The organism is Rathayibacter agropyri (assembly GCF_013249015.1).
In the GTDB taxonomy this organism is placed as follows: Bacteria; Actinomycetota; Actinomycetes; order Actinomycetales; family Microbacteriaceae; genus Rathayibacter; species Rathayibacter agropyri.
Genome location: NZ_JABRPL010000003.1, coordinates 252,577 through 266,994, shown reverse-complemented (window position 1 = coordinate 266,994; position 14,418 = coordinate 252,577). Strand labels below are relative to the sequence as shown.

The following is a 14,418-nucleotide window of genomic DNA, read 5'->3' as shown; positions in this document are numbered from 1 at the left end:
ATCGAGAGAAGTTCACTCGTCACGTTTCCGCTGAACACCGACTCGAAGAGCCGGGGGACCTTCCAATGATTGTTCGCCTTGAGCAGGGATTTTCTCGTCTCTAACGAGTCTTGTCTAGCCACGCAAAAGGGGGTCTTCGGGGATGAACCACGCTTCACGATGTCGACGGACCCGGTGCCCCTCGCCCACGACGCCCAACGAGCCCGCGCCACCACCTCCGCGCGACCAGCACGTCAGGACCCCGGCAGCACGACAGCCTTGAGGCTCGACGGCGACACGGCCGCCTCGAGGGCGTCCTCAACGTCGGCCAGACCGAACCGGCCGGTGACCAGCGAGTCGAGGTCGACCCGCCCGGCCGCGGCGAGCTCGATGGCGAGCGGCCAGGTATTCGCGTAGCGGAAGACGCCGGTCAGCAGGATCTCGCGGTTCTGGATGCGGGACACCGGGAGCACCGCATCGTCGGTACCCATTCCCACCAGCACCACGCGCCCGGCCGGAGCGACCGCCATGATCCCCGCGCGCACAGCGGGAGCCGCTCCGGAGGCATCGATGAACGCGTCGACGTCGAGTCCGAGCGAAAAGATGTCATCGCTGCGCGGATCGAGGGTGCGGGTCGCACCGAACCGACTCGCCTGCTCGAGGCGCTCCTCGACCACGTCCGACACGATGATCTCGCTCGCCCCGAAGGCGGCGGCCACCTGGGCGATGACGATGCCGATCGGACCGGCGCCCGCGATCAGCAGACGCGATCCCGGGCCGATCCCGGCCTTCTGGTTGGCCCAGATTCCGACGGAGAGCGGCTCGCAGAGGGCAGCCGCCTCGAAGCTGAGGGAGTCGGGGATCGGGTGAGCGAAATCGGCCTGGATCGCGACGAACTCCGCGAAGGCACCGTCGATCGGCGGGGTCGCGAAGAACTCCATCCGCTCGCACAGGTTGTAGCGCCCGTGCTTGCACTGCGTGCAGACGCGGCACGCCCGCTGCGGCTCGATCGACACGCGCTCGCCGACGCGGTCGGGTGACACTGCCGACCCCACCTCGACGATCTCGCCCGCGGCCTCGTGCCCGAGGATCATCGGCGACTCGACCACAAAGTCGCCAATGCGACCCTCGCGGAAGTAATGCACGTCCGAGCCGCACACGCCGACGGCTGCGACCCGCACGACAACCTGGTCGGGGTCGGGCGCGGGCCGCGCGACGTCGGTCACGACCACCTCCCGGGTGCGCTCGAGGACGCTGGCGCGCATGGTCGCGTTCGTGGTCGTCATCAGGCTCCTCTCTGCCGGGGCGCTCAGTAATTCAGGCGCTCAGTAGTTCGAGCGTTCAGTAAGAATGCGCGGGGCTACCGTATGGCCAGCTCTGCGCAGGATGCGACCGTGTGTTCAGATCAGCGGAGAACGGCCAGGCGCTCCCCGACGCTCGGGGACCAGAGCGCCGCACAGCCGCGCCTCACCCGACGACCTCCGCCGCCGTCCCCGACACGACCAGATCGGCACGCGCACGCGTCGCCTCGATCAGCACCGCATTCGCCCCGTCGACCTCCGTAGCCCACGCCGACGCCGCCTCCGGGGCCCGCCCGAAGGACACGTGCCGGTCCACCAGGCGCTCGAAACGCGCTGACTCTGGGGTGGCGCAGAACCACGCCTCATCGAACTCCGCGCGCAACAGCGCCCACGGACTCTCGTCCACCAGCAGATAGTTGCCCTCCAGCACCACGAGCGCCGCCGCGGGCTGCACGGCGAGCGCCCCCGCCACCCCCTCATCAACCGTGCGCTCGAAGGTCGGCGCGTAGACGACATGGTCGATCTCAGCGCGCAGCCTCCGCACCAGGGCGAGGAAGCCCCACCCGTCGAAGGTGTCGAGAGCGCCCTTGCGGTCGTGACGGCCGAGATCGTCCAGCATCGCGTTCGCGAGGTGGAAGCCGTCCATCGGGACGAAGGCCGCCGTCCCCTCCCCCGCGATCTCGTTCGCCCGGGCGACGACTGCGCGGGCCAGCGTGGTCTTTCCGGCTCCCGGGCTGCCGGTGATGGCCACGATCGCGCGGCGTCCGGGGCCGGTCAACGCAAGCGCGCGGCGGGCCAGCTCGTCCAGGCCGGGCGTCGCAAGGCCGGGCGTCGCGAGCTCAGGCGTCGCCACGGGTCCCCTCCAGCGCGTTGACCAGGAACGCGTGCGCGTGACGGGCAAGGGCCGGGCCGTCGTTCCAGAGGTTGCGCCAGATGGCGAGGTCGTTGGAAAGGGTCGGCGAGACGACGGCCGACGAGAACGACTCGAAGGTGATCGGTCCGCGGTAGTCGACGGCAGCCAGAGCGTGGAAGAAGCTCGTGAAATCGAGGTGACCGCTGCCCAGGTAGCCGCGGTGGTTTTCGCCGATGTGGACGTAGCCGAGCCGATCCCCGACCAGCAGCACCGGGCGGAAGAAGTCGTCCTCCTCAATATTCATGTGATACGTGTCGAGGTGAATCAGCACGTTGTCGGCGCCGATGTCGTCGGCGAGACGCAGTGCGTCGGCGGCGGTGTTGATCACGTTGGTCTCGTAGCGGTTGCAGATTTCGAGGCCGAGGGTCATGCCCTTGCCTGCAGCCTCCGCGGCGAGGTCGGTCAGCACCGAGACCACGTTCGCGCGGCCCGCGGTCGAGAGGGGTGCGCTGTACTTGCCGAGCGCGCTGTAGAGGGCTCCGGTGAAGTGGGTGCCGCCGAGCGCGTGGGTGGTCTCGAGGGAGTCGGCGAGCAGCTTCGCGCCGCGAGCCACCACCTCCGGGTCGTCGCTGGAGACATCGGCCGAGAACGCGAGGCCGCGCGAGCAGACGATGCCCAAGTCGTTGGCCTCGAGGGCGGCGCGGGCGGAGTCGGTGTCGAGGTTCGCGACGTCGTGCAGCGAGAGCTCAAGCAGGTCGAATCCGGCGGCCTTCGTCTGCTCGATCGTGGCAGTGACTTCGTCGGGGGTGGTGCCGCCGGCGAAGACGAGCGCGTGCACTCCGAGAGGGTTCGTGGGCATGGTGATACTCCTTGTTTCGAGGGCGGCAGGGTTCGAGGGCGGCAGGGTTCGAGGGTCGGCGGCAGGGTTCGAGGGTCGGCGTCAGGCCGCGAGGTCGGTGTCGAGAAGGCCCGTGAGGAACGCGTGGCCGGAGGTCGCGAGGGCGACGGGGTCGTGCCAGAGCTCCCGCCAGAGGCCCATCCCCTCGGCTGAGGCCGTCGGCTGAATGCGCGGCGAGAAGCTCTCGAGGGTGAGCGGTCCGCGGTAGCCCGAGGCGGCGAGCGCCGCCGCGAGGCCGGCCCAGTCGGTGCTACCCGTGCCGAGCTCACCGCGGTGGTTCTCGGAGGCGTGCACGTAGCCGAGCAGGTCCCCCGCATCGCGCACGGCGGACGGGAGGTCGACCTCCTCAAGGTGGGCGTGGAAGGTGTCAAGGTGCAGCAGCACGGTGGGCGCGTCGAGCTCGCGGAGGAACGCAGCGGTCTGGGCCGCCGTGTTCAGCAGGTTGCTCTCGTAGCGGTTGACGTACTCGGCGCCCAGCGCGATGCCGGAGGAAGCGGCCGCCGCGGCGACCCTCCGCAGCACATCGAGCGAACGCGACCGGGCCGCCGCGTCGGCCGCGTGCTCGTACTTGCGCATGGCGGAGTAGGTGACTCCGCCGACGTAGCGCGCGCCGATCTCCTCGGCGAAGTGCACCGCGGCGAGCAGCCGCTCCTCACCGCGCAAAGCGGTGGCGGCGTCGGTGATGTCGGAGGCGGCGTCCAGCGCGAGCGAGACGACCGCGTCGATCCCGTACTCGTCGAGCAGGTCCGCGGTCCAGGGCGAAGGACGCTCCGGAGCCGGTATCTCGATCAGGTCGAAGCCGATCGAAGCCGCCGTGCCGATCGCCCGGCGAGCCGACTCCGGCGTCCAGTCGCCCACGAGCAGCCCCGCGTGCACACCGATCGGCGACGATCGCTCCGTGCTCCCGCGGTGCAGGAACTCGGGCTGCATCACGCGGCCTTCGCGCCCGTGATCAACGAGACGAGTTCGTCGCCGCTGGTCTCGGCGGTGCGGCGCCCCGCCACGGCGAGTCCCGCACGCATCACCCACACCTGATCGCTCAAGCGCATCACCTGGTCGAAGTTGTGACTGATCAGCAGCACCGCCACTCCGGCGTCACGCAGCTTCAGGATGATCTTCTCGACCCGCGCCGTCTCCTGCACGCCGAGCGCCGCGGTCGGCTCGTCCATGATCACGATCTTGCTCCCCCAGCCGGCGGCCCTGGCGATCGCGACCGCCTGGCGCTGGCCACCGGAGAGGCGGCGCACCTTGCTGGTGACCGGCGGAACGTTCACGGCGAGGTCACCGAGCAGCTCCTGAGCGGTCTTCTTCATCTGCTGGCGGTCGAGGAACCGCAACCCGGGCACGCCCGTGGTCAGCTCGCGCCCGAGGAAGAAGTTTTGCCAGACGGTCAGGTCCTCGACCAGGGCGAGGGTCTGGTGCACGGTCTCGATGCCGCCGTCGCGGGCGCCGAGCGGTGAGGTGAAGTGCACCACCTCGCCGTCAAGGGTGATGGTGCCGGAGTCGGCCGGGTGCACGCCGGAAAGGCAGCGGACGAGGGTGGACTTGCCCGCGCCGTTGTCGCCGATCAGGGCGGTGATCTCGCCGCGGCGCATCGCCATCGAGGCGCCCTTGAGCGCGTGCACGCCGCCGAAGGACTTCTTGATGTCCCGCGCTTCGAGCAGGATGTCGCTGGTCATGGCTGGGCTCACTTCTTCTGGTAGCGGGTGATGAGGGCGGCGAGCACGACCACCAGGCCGACGGCGAGCGGCTGGTAGAACTGCGAGACACCGAGCAGCGTCAGGCCGTTGGTCAGCGCGGTGAGGAGGAACGCTCCGATGATCGGGCCGACGATCTTGGCCTTGCCGCCGGTCAGGCTCACTCCGCCGAGCACGACGGCTGCGATGGAGTTGAGCAGGAACTGTGTATTGATGGCGGGCTCCGCCGCTCCGACACGCGCCACCAGGAGCAGCGCGCCGACTCCGGCGAGCACCGCCGCGATGATGTACACCGCGATGCGCACGCGTCCGGCCTTGATGCCGTTGGCGACCGCACTCTCCTCGTTGCCGCCGACCGCCTGCACATGCAGCCCGAAGCGGGTGCGGAACATGACGACCCAGGCGACGACTCCAATGACCGCCGCGAGGATGATCGGGTAGCCAATGATCCCGATCGAGCCGGTCGTGAGGCGGAGCAGCTCGGGGCTGCCGACCGTGATCGGCTTGCCATCGGAGACGATCAGCGCGAGGCCGGTCGCCACCGAGAGCGTGCCGAGCGTGGCGATGAAGTCGGTGACCTTGCCCCTCGCGATGAGGACGCCGTTGATCACTCCGATCAGCCCCGCAAACGCCAGGGCGGCGAGCGCCGCAGGCCAGAAGCCCCAGCCAGCGCTCCAGGCGAGGCCGAAGCCGACCGCGCCCACGGTCATCGTTGCCGAGATCGAGAGGTCGATGCCTCCGGTGGTAATGACGAAGGACTGGCCGATCGAGAGGATCACCAGGATCGCCGCGGCGACGAGCATTGCCTTGATGTTGCCGAGGCTGAGGAACGTCGGCGTCGCGATCGAGAACACGATCACGAGGGCGACGAGCCCGATCGGAGCGGCGTTCTCGGCCCAGAAGCTGAGCTGGCGGATGTTCGCGAGCAGCGGGGACGCGCTCGCCTGCGAACGGGCGGAGACTGTGGTCATGGTCGTTTCCTGGCTGGACACCGACGGCCTACTTGCTCGCAACGAGCGCGGCCAGCGGGTTGTCGAACTCCTCGAACGGCTGCGGGAAAGCGCTGAGGGCCTGGTCGGCGCTCTCGCTGGTCACCAGCGCGGTCGGCGACTCGATCTGGGCGGGGATGCTCTCGCCGCCCTGCACGGCCTCGCAGGCCTGCACGCCGAGCTGGCCGATCGCGTAGGGGTACTGGGCGACGGTCGCGGTGAGGCCGCCGTCCTTGACCGATTGCAGCGCATCCTTGTTGCCGTCGACGCTGACCACCTTCACGGAGCCGGTCAGGCCCGCATTCTCGACGGCCTTGACGATACCCAAGCCCATGTCGTCATTCGCCGCGAAGAACGCCTTGACGGTGGGGTTGGCGGCGAGGATGTCCGTCGCCTTGGTCAGCGCGACTTCGCGCTTCCAGTCGGCGGCCGCCTCCTGCACGACGGTCAGGTCGGAGCCAATCGCGGCCGTGAAGCCGTCGACGCGAGCCGCACTCGTGACGTCTCCCGAGACTCCGCCGATGACGGCAACCTCGGACCCGGCGGGCACCTGCTCGAGGAGGAAGTCGCCGGCCTTGCCACCCGCGGCCTTGTTATCGGTGCCGATGTAGGTGGTCACCTCGAGGTTCGCGGCCGTGACCGCGTCGGGGTCGAGCGGGCTGTCGATGTTGACAATCGTCTTGCCGGTCGCCGAGGCGAGAGCCTGCACGAGGTTCGTGCCGCTGATCGGGTTGACGATCAAGCAGCCGAAGTCCTGGCCGGCGACGGTGGTGAGCTTGTCTACCTGGCCGGTGGTGTCGCCGATGTCGGCGGCGGCCTGCACCGAGACGTCGACGCCGCTGCCTGTCGCGGTGTCCTCGATGCCGTTCTCCATTGCCTGGAAGAAGGGGTTATCGAGGCCCTTGATGACCGCGGCGACTTTGGCGGATCCGGAGGCGGACCCGCCGGAGGCCGCGTCGCCACCCGAGGAGGCGCAGCCGGTGAGGAGGAGTGCGAGGGCGCCCACCGGTGCGAGCACCGGAAGGAGTCGGCGCGCTGTACGGTTCGTCGTCATCCGTGAAGACATCGTCATCCTTGAGGATCTGGGGCACCACTGCGTGCCGATGTGTGAAAACTATCCCCCCTTTCGCGTTATGGCAATACGAAAGTACGACGACTTCAGGTTTTTCCTCGGCAGACCTGTACGCTGACCGTGACACAAGGGGGCGCCGATGACGGGGTACACGACCGGTGAGACCGGATCGCACGTGGCAGACGTCCTCGCGCTGTTCCGCGAGCAGGGCGAACTCTCGCGCAACGCCGTGATGGAGCAGACCGGCCTCTCCCGCTCCACCGTCAATCAACGCCTCGCGACGCTCGTGGAACTCGGGCTGATCGCCCCCACAACCGGCGGCGAGTCCACTGGCGGGCGCCCCTCGAGCATGTTCGCGATGAACCTCGTCGGCACTGTGTTCCTCACCGCCGACATCGGTGCAAGCGGCTTCGTCGCCGCCGCCTGCGACCTGCGCGGCACGCCTCTGCGGCACGAGAACGGCGTCGTCGACGTGTGGGAGGGACCCGACGCAGTCCTCACGCCCGTGCTTGCTGCCTTCGAGCGGCTCCGTCAGGGCGACGCGGTGGCGGGCATCGGCATCGGCGTCCCCGGCCCCGTCGAGTTCGCCGCCGGACGAGTGCGCAACCCGCCGATTATGACCGGCTGGGACGACTTCGACATCGCCGGCTACTTCGACGCGCCGTTCCCCGGCGTTCAGGTCGTCATCGAGAACGACGCGAACGCGCGCGCCCTCGCCGAGTCGCGGCACCTCGGCTCGGACAACCTGATCAGCCTCAAGCTCGGTACCGGCATCGGCTCGGGCCTCGTTTTCAACGGCGCGACGATCCGCGGAGCAGTAGGGGCCGCTGGCGACATCGGCCACACCCGCGCGGTCACCGGCACGGTCGACGCCGATCCGCTGCCCTGCCGGTGCGGCAACGTCGGCTGCGTCGAGGCCTACGCGAGCGGATGGGCGCTGGTGCGCGATCTCTCCGCCGACGACCCCTCCATTACGCATGTCGCCGATGTCACCGCGCGCGTCCTCCGCGGCGACATGCGGGCGACGCAGGCAGTTCGGCAGGCCGGCCGCGTGCTCGGCGAGGCGGTCGCCGACCTGGTCAACATCCTCAATCCGCGCACCATCGTCGTCTCGGGCCAGCTCGGCGACTGCGGCGAGGTGCTGATGTCGGGCCTGCGCGAGCGCGTGTACCTGCGCACGCATCCGCTCGCCACCCGCCACCTGACCATCCACACCTCCGACCTCGGCGAGCTCGCCGGAGTGATCGGCCTCGCCCTCACCACGGCCGACCAGGTCTTCAGCCGCGACCGCTTCGACCACGACAGCTTCGACCACGACAGCGCCGCCGACATCCCCCGCGAGGCCGCAGCCAGCTGACCGCGGCGACCGTCAGCGGCGCAGAGTCGCCGTGACCCGGCACAGCACCTGGATGTGCGCAGGCGCCTCGGGACGTACCTTCTCGGCGATGGCCTCGAACGCCCACCCGGCCCCAGCGAGCGCCGCGATCTCACCGCACAGCCAGTCGGGAACCCAGCCGACCGGCTCACCGGACGCCGCCACTACCGCGTAAGCCTCCGCGCTGTGGCCGTTCTCGGGATCGGGCACCAGGACCAGACCGGCACCTGGTTGGAGGCTCAGCACCGAGTGCGGGTGCTCAGGGCGGTGACGCACTCCGGATACGAAGAAACGGCCCGTGAAGGTCTGTGCGGTGCGGAGCGGCTTCTCGACCACGTGGAATGTATCCGTGGCTCGTCCCGCGCCGGTGCGGACCATGATGTCGACTGGGAGGTCGGGGGATGCGGCAGTGAGCCCAAGCCAACCCAGATAGTCGTCGTAGGAGCCTCGTTCGGACGACATCACGCGATTCGCGAAGAACGGGGGAAGCGAACTGCTCGCGTACTCCCCCTGCAATTCGGGGAACTCGGCGAGCGGGAAGAAATCCTCGTCCGAGACCACCTCCTGCTCATAGCGGAACGCGAAGCCTTCTGCGCCGACGGAGAGCACTGCGGCGCGCAGGAACCGTCCGGTGCGCGGATTCTGCCACATGAGAAGCAGCTCGCGGATGCCGCGTGACGGGGACATCGAAGAACCTCCTCCGTGTCGTGAGCAGCAATTCTCCCCCACCGCCCCCTGTCGCGACCCTCCTGGCTCTGAGGTGCCCAAGAATGTCGCCGATTCGTTCGGCACGCAGCATTCTCGGGCACCTCAGTGCGGCGACGCACGTAGCGTGGAGTGATGAACACATTTACTCTCCACAATGGTGTCGAGATACCCGCCCTCGGACTCGGCGTCTTCCAGACCTCGCCCGACGAGACCCGCGCCGCCGTCACCGCAGCGCTCGATGCCGGCTACCGGCACATCGACACAGCGGCCGCCTACGGCAACGAGCGCGAGGTGGGGGAGGCGATCGCCGGCCGCGATGACGTCTTCCTCGAGACGAAGGTGTGGATCAGCGACTACGGCTATGCCGAGACGCTGCACGCCTTCGACACGAGCGCGGGCAAGCTCGGTGTCGAACGGATCGACCTGCTGATCCTGCACCAGGCCCTCCCCAGCGCGTTCGAGCGAACGCTCAACGCCTACCGCGCCCTCGAGACGCTGCTCGCCGACGGGCGCGTGCGCGCGATCGGGGTCAGCAACTTCATGGTCGAGCACCTCACCCGGCTCCTCGCCGAGACCGACGTCGTCCCCGCCGTGAACCAGCTCGAAGTGCACCCCTACTTCCAGCAGCGCGGAGTCGAGCGCTTCGGCTGCGAGCACGACATACTGACCCAGGCCTGGTCGCCGATCGGTGGGATCACCGCCTACCGCGACGCCCCCCGCCGCAGCTTCGACGAGCCGGTGCTCCTCGAACTCGGTGCGAAGTACGGCAAGACGGCCGCGCAGATCATGCTGCGCTGGCATCTTCAGGAGGGACGCCAGGTCATCCCAAAGTCGACACGACCGGAGCGCATCGCCGAGAACATCGACGTCTTCGACTTCGCGCTCACCGGCTCCGAACTCACCCGGATCGACGGCCTCGAGACCGGCGTGCGCGGCGGGCCTGCGCCGGAGACCGTGACGCTCGAGGCGTACGGCCGGGACATCCCCGAGGCCTAACGATCGTGTGCGCGGCGGGAACACCCGGGCCGTCGCTGGCGTTGGCGTCTGCATGAGTGTTCCCCTCTCGATCCTCGATCTCGCCCCCATCGCCCCCAGCGAGACCGCCCGCGACAGCTTCACCGCCTCCGTCGCCCTGGCCCAGGAGGCCGAGCGGAACGGCTACCGCCGCGTCTGGTACGCCGAGCACCACAACATGGCGAGCATCGCCTCCAGCGCGACTTCAGTACTCATCGCCCACGTCGCGTCGCAGACCTCGACCATCCGCCTCGGCTCCGGCGGCGTCATGCTCCCTAACCACTCCCCTCTCACCATCGCCGAGCAGTTCGGCACCCTCGAAACCCTGCACCCGGGCCGCATCGACTTAGGCCTCGGCCGCGCCCCGGGCAGCGACCAGGCCACGTTCCGGGCGCTGCGTCGCGACCCCGACTCCTCCGAGCGCTTCCCGCAGGACGTGTTAGAACTGCAGGCGTTCCTCGTCGGCGAATCCCGAGTCTCCGGCGTGAGCGCCACCCCTGGTGCCGGCACCCGCGTCCCCCTCTACATCCTCGGCTCGTCGCTCTTCGGCGCGCAGCTCGCCGCCGCCCTCGGCCTGCCCTATGCGTTTGCCTCGCACTTCGCTCCGGATGCTCTGCATCAGGCCGTCGCCGAGTACCGCCGCGGCTTCCGCCCCTCCGAGCAGCTCGGCGCCCCCTACGTCATCGCCGGAGTGAACGCGATCGCGGCCGACACCGAGGAGGACGCTCAGGAGCAGTTCGCGCAAACGAAACGCGCACGCCTGATGATGATGCTGCGCCAGAGCGGCCAGATCCCCGTCAGCCAGACCTTCGACGACGAGGAACTCGACGCCCTGCTCAGCGCCCCGATCGGTGCCCACGTCGCAAGCATGACCACCTACACCGGTGTCGGGACCGGTGACCAGGTGGCCGACTACATCGCCGACTTCGCCCGCTCAGCTGACGCCGACGAGGTCATCGTCGCGCACGGGTCGCTGCGCACGGAGGCGCGACTGCGCTCGGTCGCGCTGCTCGCGCAGTCGAACGCTCGGGTCGCAGCGTAGGGATGTTCGCAACCAAGGTTGAGCGGGCCCCTACGCCCCATTAAGACGTTGTCGGCGCCCCTCAACCTTGGTTGCGAACACCGAGCGGCAGCAGGAGCAACACGGCGAGGGCATGACGTGAGCGAGCACTGACTGCCGCACGGGGTTCCACCCGAGTATTTGGCGAGCACGAGTATTCGGCGAGCACGGCCGGACGCGTCAGCAGCACGCGCAAGTCCACCGCACCGGGCTCATCGTCGGGACGCAGTCGTGCGCCGGACCTTTCGGGAGTCCGGCGCACGGTCAGTTGGCGATCAGTTGCCGGTGCGCTCACTGCGGCGTCGGAAGGTGAGCATGATCAGCCCGCCGCCGAGCAGGGCGAGCAGACCCAGTGCTCCCGCGGTTGCGGTCGCCGCTCGGTCAACTCCGGTCGAGGCCAGGCCAGCCTGCGGCCCGCGAGGTCCGTTCGACCCTGCGGCCGGGACGCCGGCGGCGCTGGTTTGCGCCGGTTGTGCCATCACGGCCGGTGCCGGCGTGGCCGTCGGGGTCAGCGTCACCGTGGGGGTGGCCGTGGGCATCACGGTCGGCATCACGGTCGGCGTCACGGTCGGCGTCACCGTCGGAGTGACCGTCGGAGTCATCGTGGGCGTGACCGTGGGCGTGACCGTCGGAGTCACCGTGGGCGTGACCGTGGGCGTGACCGTCGGAGTGACCGTCGGAGTCACCGTGGGCGTGACCGTAGGAGTGACCGTAGGAGTGACCGTCGGAGTCACCGTCGGAGTCACCGTGGGCGTGACCGTCGGAGTGACCGTCGGAGTCACCGTCGGAGTCACCGTCGGAGTCACCGTCGGAGTGACCGTCGGAGTGACCGTCGGAGTCACCGTGGGCGTCACCGTCGGAGTGACCGTCGGAGTGACCGTCGGAGTCACCGTGGGCGTCACCGTCGGAGTGACCGTGGGCGTGACCGTCGGAGTCACCGTCGGAGTCACCGTCGGAGTGACCGTGGGCGTCACCGTCGGAGTCACCGTCGGCGTGACCGTGGGCGTCACCGTGGGCGTCACCGTCGGAGTCACCGTCGGCGTGACCGTGGGCGTCACCGTGGGCGTCACCGTGGGCGTCACCGTGGGCGTCACCGTCGGGGACGGCCCGCCGCCCCCGGTCGGCTCGCAGCCCGGCGCGACGAACAGGTTCGAGTCAAGCGTGACCGCACCGGTCCGGGCCAGCGCGCGACCCTCGACCGTCGTTCCTGTCGTCACGGTGATCGACGCTTGGGCGAGGATGGAGCCTGCGAAACGCGATCCCGTTCCCAGTGTCGCGGAGCTTCCGACCTGCCAGAACACATTGCAGGCCTGGGCCCCGTTGATGAGCTCGACCGAACTCGCCGAAGCGGTGATGAGAGTCGACGCCGCCCGGATCACGAAGACCGACTCGTTGACGCCCTCCGCGTCGAGGCTCACGGCGCCGGTGATCCCGACTGGTCCGTCCGCCGTGTACACGCCGGGCTTCAAGGTCAACCCGCCAATGTCGGCGGGGATCTGCGCGGTGGTGGCCTGCGCCGACAGGTCGTCGTAGGCCGTGCCGACATCTTCTTGGGCTTGCCCCGCGGCCGCTGTGCCGCGCTCGATCGCGCCGCCGACCTCGCCCGGCGGGAATCCGGTGACCGCCGACAGCGGACTCACGCCCAGGTTCAGCGGGATCGTGGTCGGCCCGGTGTTCGTCACCGTCGATGCCGCGAGGACGGAGTAGGACTTCGCGGTTCCGAGGTCCGGCGCGGTAGCGGCCTGCGCGGCGGTCGGCGAGAACAGTACTGCTCCGAGCGCGGTGAGGACGATACCTGCGCCGACCGCTCTCGCACGGATCCGCCGACGATGGCGGAGAGAGGTGAGATCGGACACGTGCGGCATGAATGCCCTCGATCTGCCCACGTCAGCGTGGACTCATGAACCCTAGATGGGTGGCCTGAACCATAAGTCGCGCTCCCACGGGCCGTCTAGAGGAAGTACCCCTTTTGGGGGCACTAACTCCCGACGCGGGGCCGCAATTGCCTCCTCTTCCCCCAGCCTCGCGCCGCTCAGGTGCCCGAGAGTGCTCCGGATCTCGCCGAATCGCTGCATTCTCGGGCACCTCAGCGCCGAAGGCTATGGGGGCGAGTGCTAGAGCGCCACATCCTCGGTACTCGTCGCGAAGAGGTTGCAGGCGTCGCCGTACTGCGCCACGAGCCGAAGCGTCTTACGCTCCCCTCCTCCTCCAATCAGGATCGGCGAAGCCGGCTGCTGCACCGGCTCCGGGTAGCCAGGTGCTCACTCCTAGAACAGGGTGACGTCGCCGGTGGGCGGCTCGTCCCGGGTCAGAACCCGAAGGAACTTCTCATTGATGAACAGTCTTTCCCGTCCGATCCTGAGATCACGGACGACGCCGCGCTCAGCAAGCTCCCTCAGCCACTTCGCCGCGGTCTGGCGAGTGACTCTGCACCGATCGACGACGTTCACGATGCGGCAGTACGGCTGCTCGAACAGCACATCGAGCAGATCCGAGTTCGCACCAGCACTGGTAGTACGCGCGAGATCACGAGCACTCGACTGGAGAGCATCCACGGCGTCAATCTTGGCGAGCGTCGCGGCGGCAGTATCATGGACGACCTGGAGCACGAAGAGCAACCACGCCTCCCAAGCCCCGCGCCGGGTGACATCGAGCAGGAGACGGTAGTACTCGTCCCTTCTTTCGATGATTCCCCGCGAGAGGTAAAGAATCGGCTCTCGCAGCACCGCGGAATCAACGAGCATGAGAATGTTGAGGATACGGCCTGTTCGGCCGTTGCCGTCGGTGAACGGGTGGATCGCTTCAAATTGGTAGTGCGCGACAGCCATGCGCACGAGCGGATCAAGGCTCCGCGCAGTGTAAACGAACTCGGCCCAGTTACTCAGCAGTGCGCGGAGGACGGACTCACCCTCGGGCGGGGTGTAGATCGCTCGGCTGGTGACGGGACTGGCGATTATCGTGCCTGGCAGGTTCCGGATCCGCATCTCACGACGGTGGATCTGCGAGCAGATCTCGACCGCAGTGGTCACCGACATCGGTTGCTCCCGAATGCTCTGGATACCTGCGACGAGTGCCGTCCGGTAACGCAGGGTCTCCTTCGTCTCGGCCGAGGCCGATGCGGCCTCGTCTGCAGCATGCCGGAACAACTCATCGGTCGTGGTGACGATGTTCTCGATCTCGGAACTGGCCTGCGCCTCGAGCAACGGGATCGTGTTGATGAGGACACTCGGGTTCGTCATCCGTGACGCAGCTTGATCCAGAGCCGCCAGGACCGATCGCGTCTCGACCACCGCCTTCAGGACGACCGACGTCTCGAGCTCGACAGCTGGAGGAACCATCGGCAGATCGTTGTAGGGCCGCTCCGGAGTCCACGCCATGTGTCAACAGTAGAGACACATGAGGCGAACATGTCAAAATTCAGCAAGATTTTTGACATGTTACGGGAATGTGTTCGCTGCGCCGACACGTCGAT

Annotated in this window: 13 protein-coding genes and 2 pseudogenes; 3 read left to right on the top strand and 12 right to left on the bottom strand. The window is 68.4% G+C overall.

The window, feature by feature from the left end; translation table 11 throughout:
• Positions 1-233 precede the first annotated feature (233 nt).
• The 7 genes from HRF29_RS10005 to HRF29_RS09975 form a co-directional block, all read right to left on the bottom strand.
• On the bottom strand, positions 234-1,265 hold the full coding sequence (locus HRF29_RS10005) for an NAD(P)-dependent alcohol dehydrogenase (RefSeq protein ID WP_173248338.1): 1,032 nt from the start codon (positions 1,263-1,265) through the stop codon (positions 234-236).
• Between the two features lie 181 nt (positions 1,266-1,446).
• Positions 1,447-2,133, bottom strand: a complete 687-nt coding sequence (locus tag HRF29_RS10000) for a nucleoside/nucleotide kinase family protein (protein ID WP_173248336.1) — start codon at positions 2,131-2,133, stop codon at positions 1,447-1,449.
• On the bottom strand, positions 2,120-2,992 hold the full coding sequence (locus tag HRF29_RS09995; protein ID WP_173248334.1) for a sugar phosphate isomerase/epimerase family protein: 873 nt from the start codon (positions 2,990-2,992) through the stop codon (positions 2,120-2,122). Before HRF29_RS09995 ends, HRF29_RS10000 begins: the two co-directional genes overlap by 14 nt.
• Before the next feature lie 81 nt (positions 2,993-3,073).
• Positions 3,074-3,961 (bottom strand): sugar phosphate isomerase/epimerase family protein, encoded by an 888-nt coding sequence (locus tag HRF29_RS09990; RefSeq protein ID WP_173248332.1) that lies wholly within the window; start codon positions 3,959-3,961, stop codon positions 3,074-3,076.
• Positions 3,961-4,710 (bottom strand): ATP-binding cassette domain-containing protein, encoded by a 750-nt coding sequence (locus HRF29_RS09985; RefSeq protein ID WP_173248330.1) that lies wholly within the window; start codon positions 4,708-4,710, stop codon positions 3,961-3,963. The genes HRF29_RS09990 and HRF29_RS09985 overlap by 1 nt, the downstream gene beginning before the upstream one ends.
• A gap of 8 nt (positions 4,711-4,718) precedes the next feature.
• A complete protein-coding gene (locus HRF29_RS09980; RefSeq protein WP_173248328.1) occupies positions 4,719-5,699 on the bottom strand; it encodes an ABC transporter permease in 981 nt (326 codons plus the stop codon).
• A gap of 28 nt (positions 5,700-5,727) precedes the next feature.
• A complete protein-coding gene (locus tag HRF29_RS09975) occupies positions 5,728-6,771 on the bottom strand; it encodes a substrate-binding domain-containing protein (RefSeq protein ID WP_173248326.1) in 1,044 nt (347 codons plus the stop codon).
• Between the two features lie 157 nt (positions 6,772-6,928).
• Here HRF29_RS09975 and HRF29_RS09970 point away from each other — a divergent pair, with 157 nt between their 5' ends.
• Positions 6,929-8,146 (top strand): ROK family transcriptional regulator, encoded by a 1,218-nt coding sequence (locus tag HRF29_RS09970; protein ID WP_173248324.1) that lies wholly within the window; start codon positions 6,929-6,931, stop codon positions 8,144-8,146.
• A 12-nt stretch (positions 8,147-8,158) separates the two neighbouring features.
• On the opposite strand, the gene HRF29_RS09965 is transcribed toward HRF29_RS09970, so the two are convergent.
• Positions 8,159-8,851, bottom strand: coding sequence for an HIRAN domain-containing protein (locus HRF29_RS09965; RefSeq protein ID WP_173248322.1), 693 nt, complete (start codon positions 8,849-8,851; stop codon positions 8,159-8,161).
• 153 nt (positions 8,852-9,004) lie between these two features.
• Here HRF29_RS09965 and HRF29_RS09960 point away from each other — a divergent pair, with 153 nt between their 5' ends.
• Both HRF29_RS09960 and HRF29_RS09955 read left to right on the top strand, forming a co-directional pair.
• Complete coding sequence (locus HRF29_RS09960; RefSeq protein ID WP_173248320.1) at positions 9,005-9,868, top strand: aldo/keto reductase; 864 nt, start codon at positions 9,005-9,007, stop codon at positions 9,866-9,868.
• Positions 9,869-9,920: 52 nt separating this feature from the next.
• Positions 9,921-10,928 (top strand): LLM class flavin-dependent oxidoreductase, encoded by a 1,008-nt coding sequence (locus tag HRF29_RS09955; RefSeq protein ID WP_173248318.1) that lies wholly within the window; start codon positions 9,921-9,923, stop codon positions 10,926-10,928.
• Positions 10,929-11,221: 293 nt separating this feature from the next.
• On the opposite strand, the gene HRF29_RS14625 is transcribed toward HRF29_RS09955, so the two are convergent.
• From HRF29_RS14625 to HRF29_RS09940, 4 genes and pseudogenes are all read right to left on the bottom strand, one after another.
• The gene (locus tag HRF29_RS14625; protein WP_187698405.1) at positions 11,222-11,485 is read right to left on the bottom strand and encodes a hypothetical protein; all 264 of its coding nucleotides are present in this window, start codon (positions 11,483-11,485) and stop codon (positions 11,222-11,224) included.
• A gap of 669 nt (positions 11,486-12,154) precedes the next feature.
• Positions 12,155-12,811: pseudogene (locus HRF29_RS14620) on the bottom strand (ice-binding family protein); the annotation flags it as partial.
• Between the two features lie 264 nt (positions 12,812-13,075).
• Positions 13,076-13,168 (bottom strand): annotated as a pseudogene (locus HRF29_RS15180) (LLM class F420-dependent oxidoreductase); the annotation flags it as partial.
• A gap of 45 nt (positions 13,169-13,213) precedes the next feature.
• Complete coding sequence (locus tag HRF29_RS09940) at positions 13,214-14,323, bottom strand: Fic family protein (RefSeq protein ID WP_173248314.1); 1,110 nt, start codon at positions 14,321-14,323, stop codon at positions 13,214-13,216.
• Positions 14,324-14,418 lie beyond the last annotated feature (95 nt).

Excerpts from the sequence above, each read along its gene's own strand:
- HRF29_RS10005 (WP_173248338.1), bottom strand. The coding sequence starts at position 1,265 with ATGACGACCACGAACGCGACCATGCGCGCCAGCGTCCTCGAGCGCACC.
- HRF29_RS09995 (WP_173248334.1), bottom strand. The coding sequence starts at position 2,992 with ATGCCCACGAACCCTCTCGGAGTGCACGCGCTCGTCTTCGCCGGCGGC.
- HRF29_RS09990 (WP_173248332.1), bottom strand. The coding sequence starts at position 3,961 with ATGCAGCCCGAGTTCCTGCACCGCGGGAGCACGGAGCGATCGTCGCCG.
- HRF29_RS09985 (WP_173248330.1), bottom strand. The coding sequence starts at position 4,710 with ATGACCAGCGACATCCTGCTCGAAGCGCGGGACATCAAGAAGTCCTTC.
- HRF29_RS09980 (WP_173248328.1), bottom strand. The coding sequence starts at position 5,699 with ATGACCACAGTCTCCGCCCGTTCGCAGGCGAGCGCGTCCCCGCTGCTC.
- HRF29_RS09975 (WP_173248326.1), bottom strand. The coding sequence starts at position 6,771 with ATGACGACGAACCGTACAGCGCGCCGACTCCTTCCGGTGCTCGCACCG.
- HRF29_RS09970 (WP_173248324.1), top strand. The coding sequence starts at position 6,929 with ATGACGGGGTACACGACCGGTGAGACCGGATCGCACGTGGCAGACGTC.
- HRF29_RS09965 (WP_173248322.1), bottom strand. The coding sequence starts at position 8,851 with ATGTCCCCGTCACGCGGCATCCGCGAGCTGCTTCTCATGTGGCAGAAT.
- HRF29_RS09960 (WP_173248320.1), top strand. The coding sequence starts at position 9,005 with ATGAACACATTTACTCTCCACAATGGTGTCGAGATACCCGCCCTCGGA.
- HRF29_RS09955 (WP_173248318.1), top strand. The coding sequence starts at position 9,921 with ATGAGTGTTCCCCTCTCGATCCTCGATCTCGCCCCCATCGCCCCCAGC.
- HRF29_RS14625 (WP_187698405.1), bottom strand. The coding sequence starts at position 11,485 with ATGCCCACGGCCACCCCCACGGTGACGCTGACCCCGACGGCCACGCCG.
- HRF29_RS09940 (WP_173248314.1), bottom strand. The coding sequence starts at position 14,323 with ATGGCGTGGACTCCGGAGCGGCCCTACAACGATCTGCCGATGGTTCCT.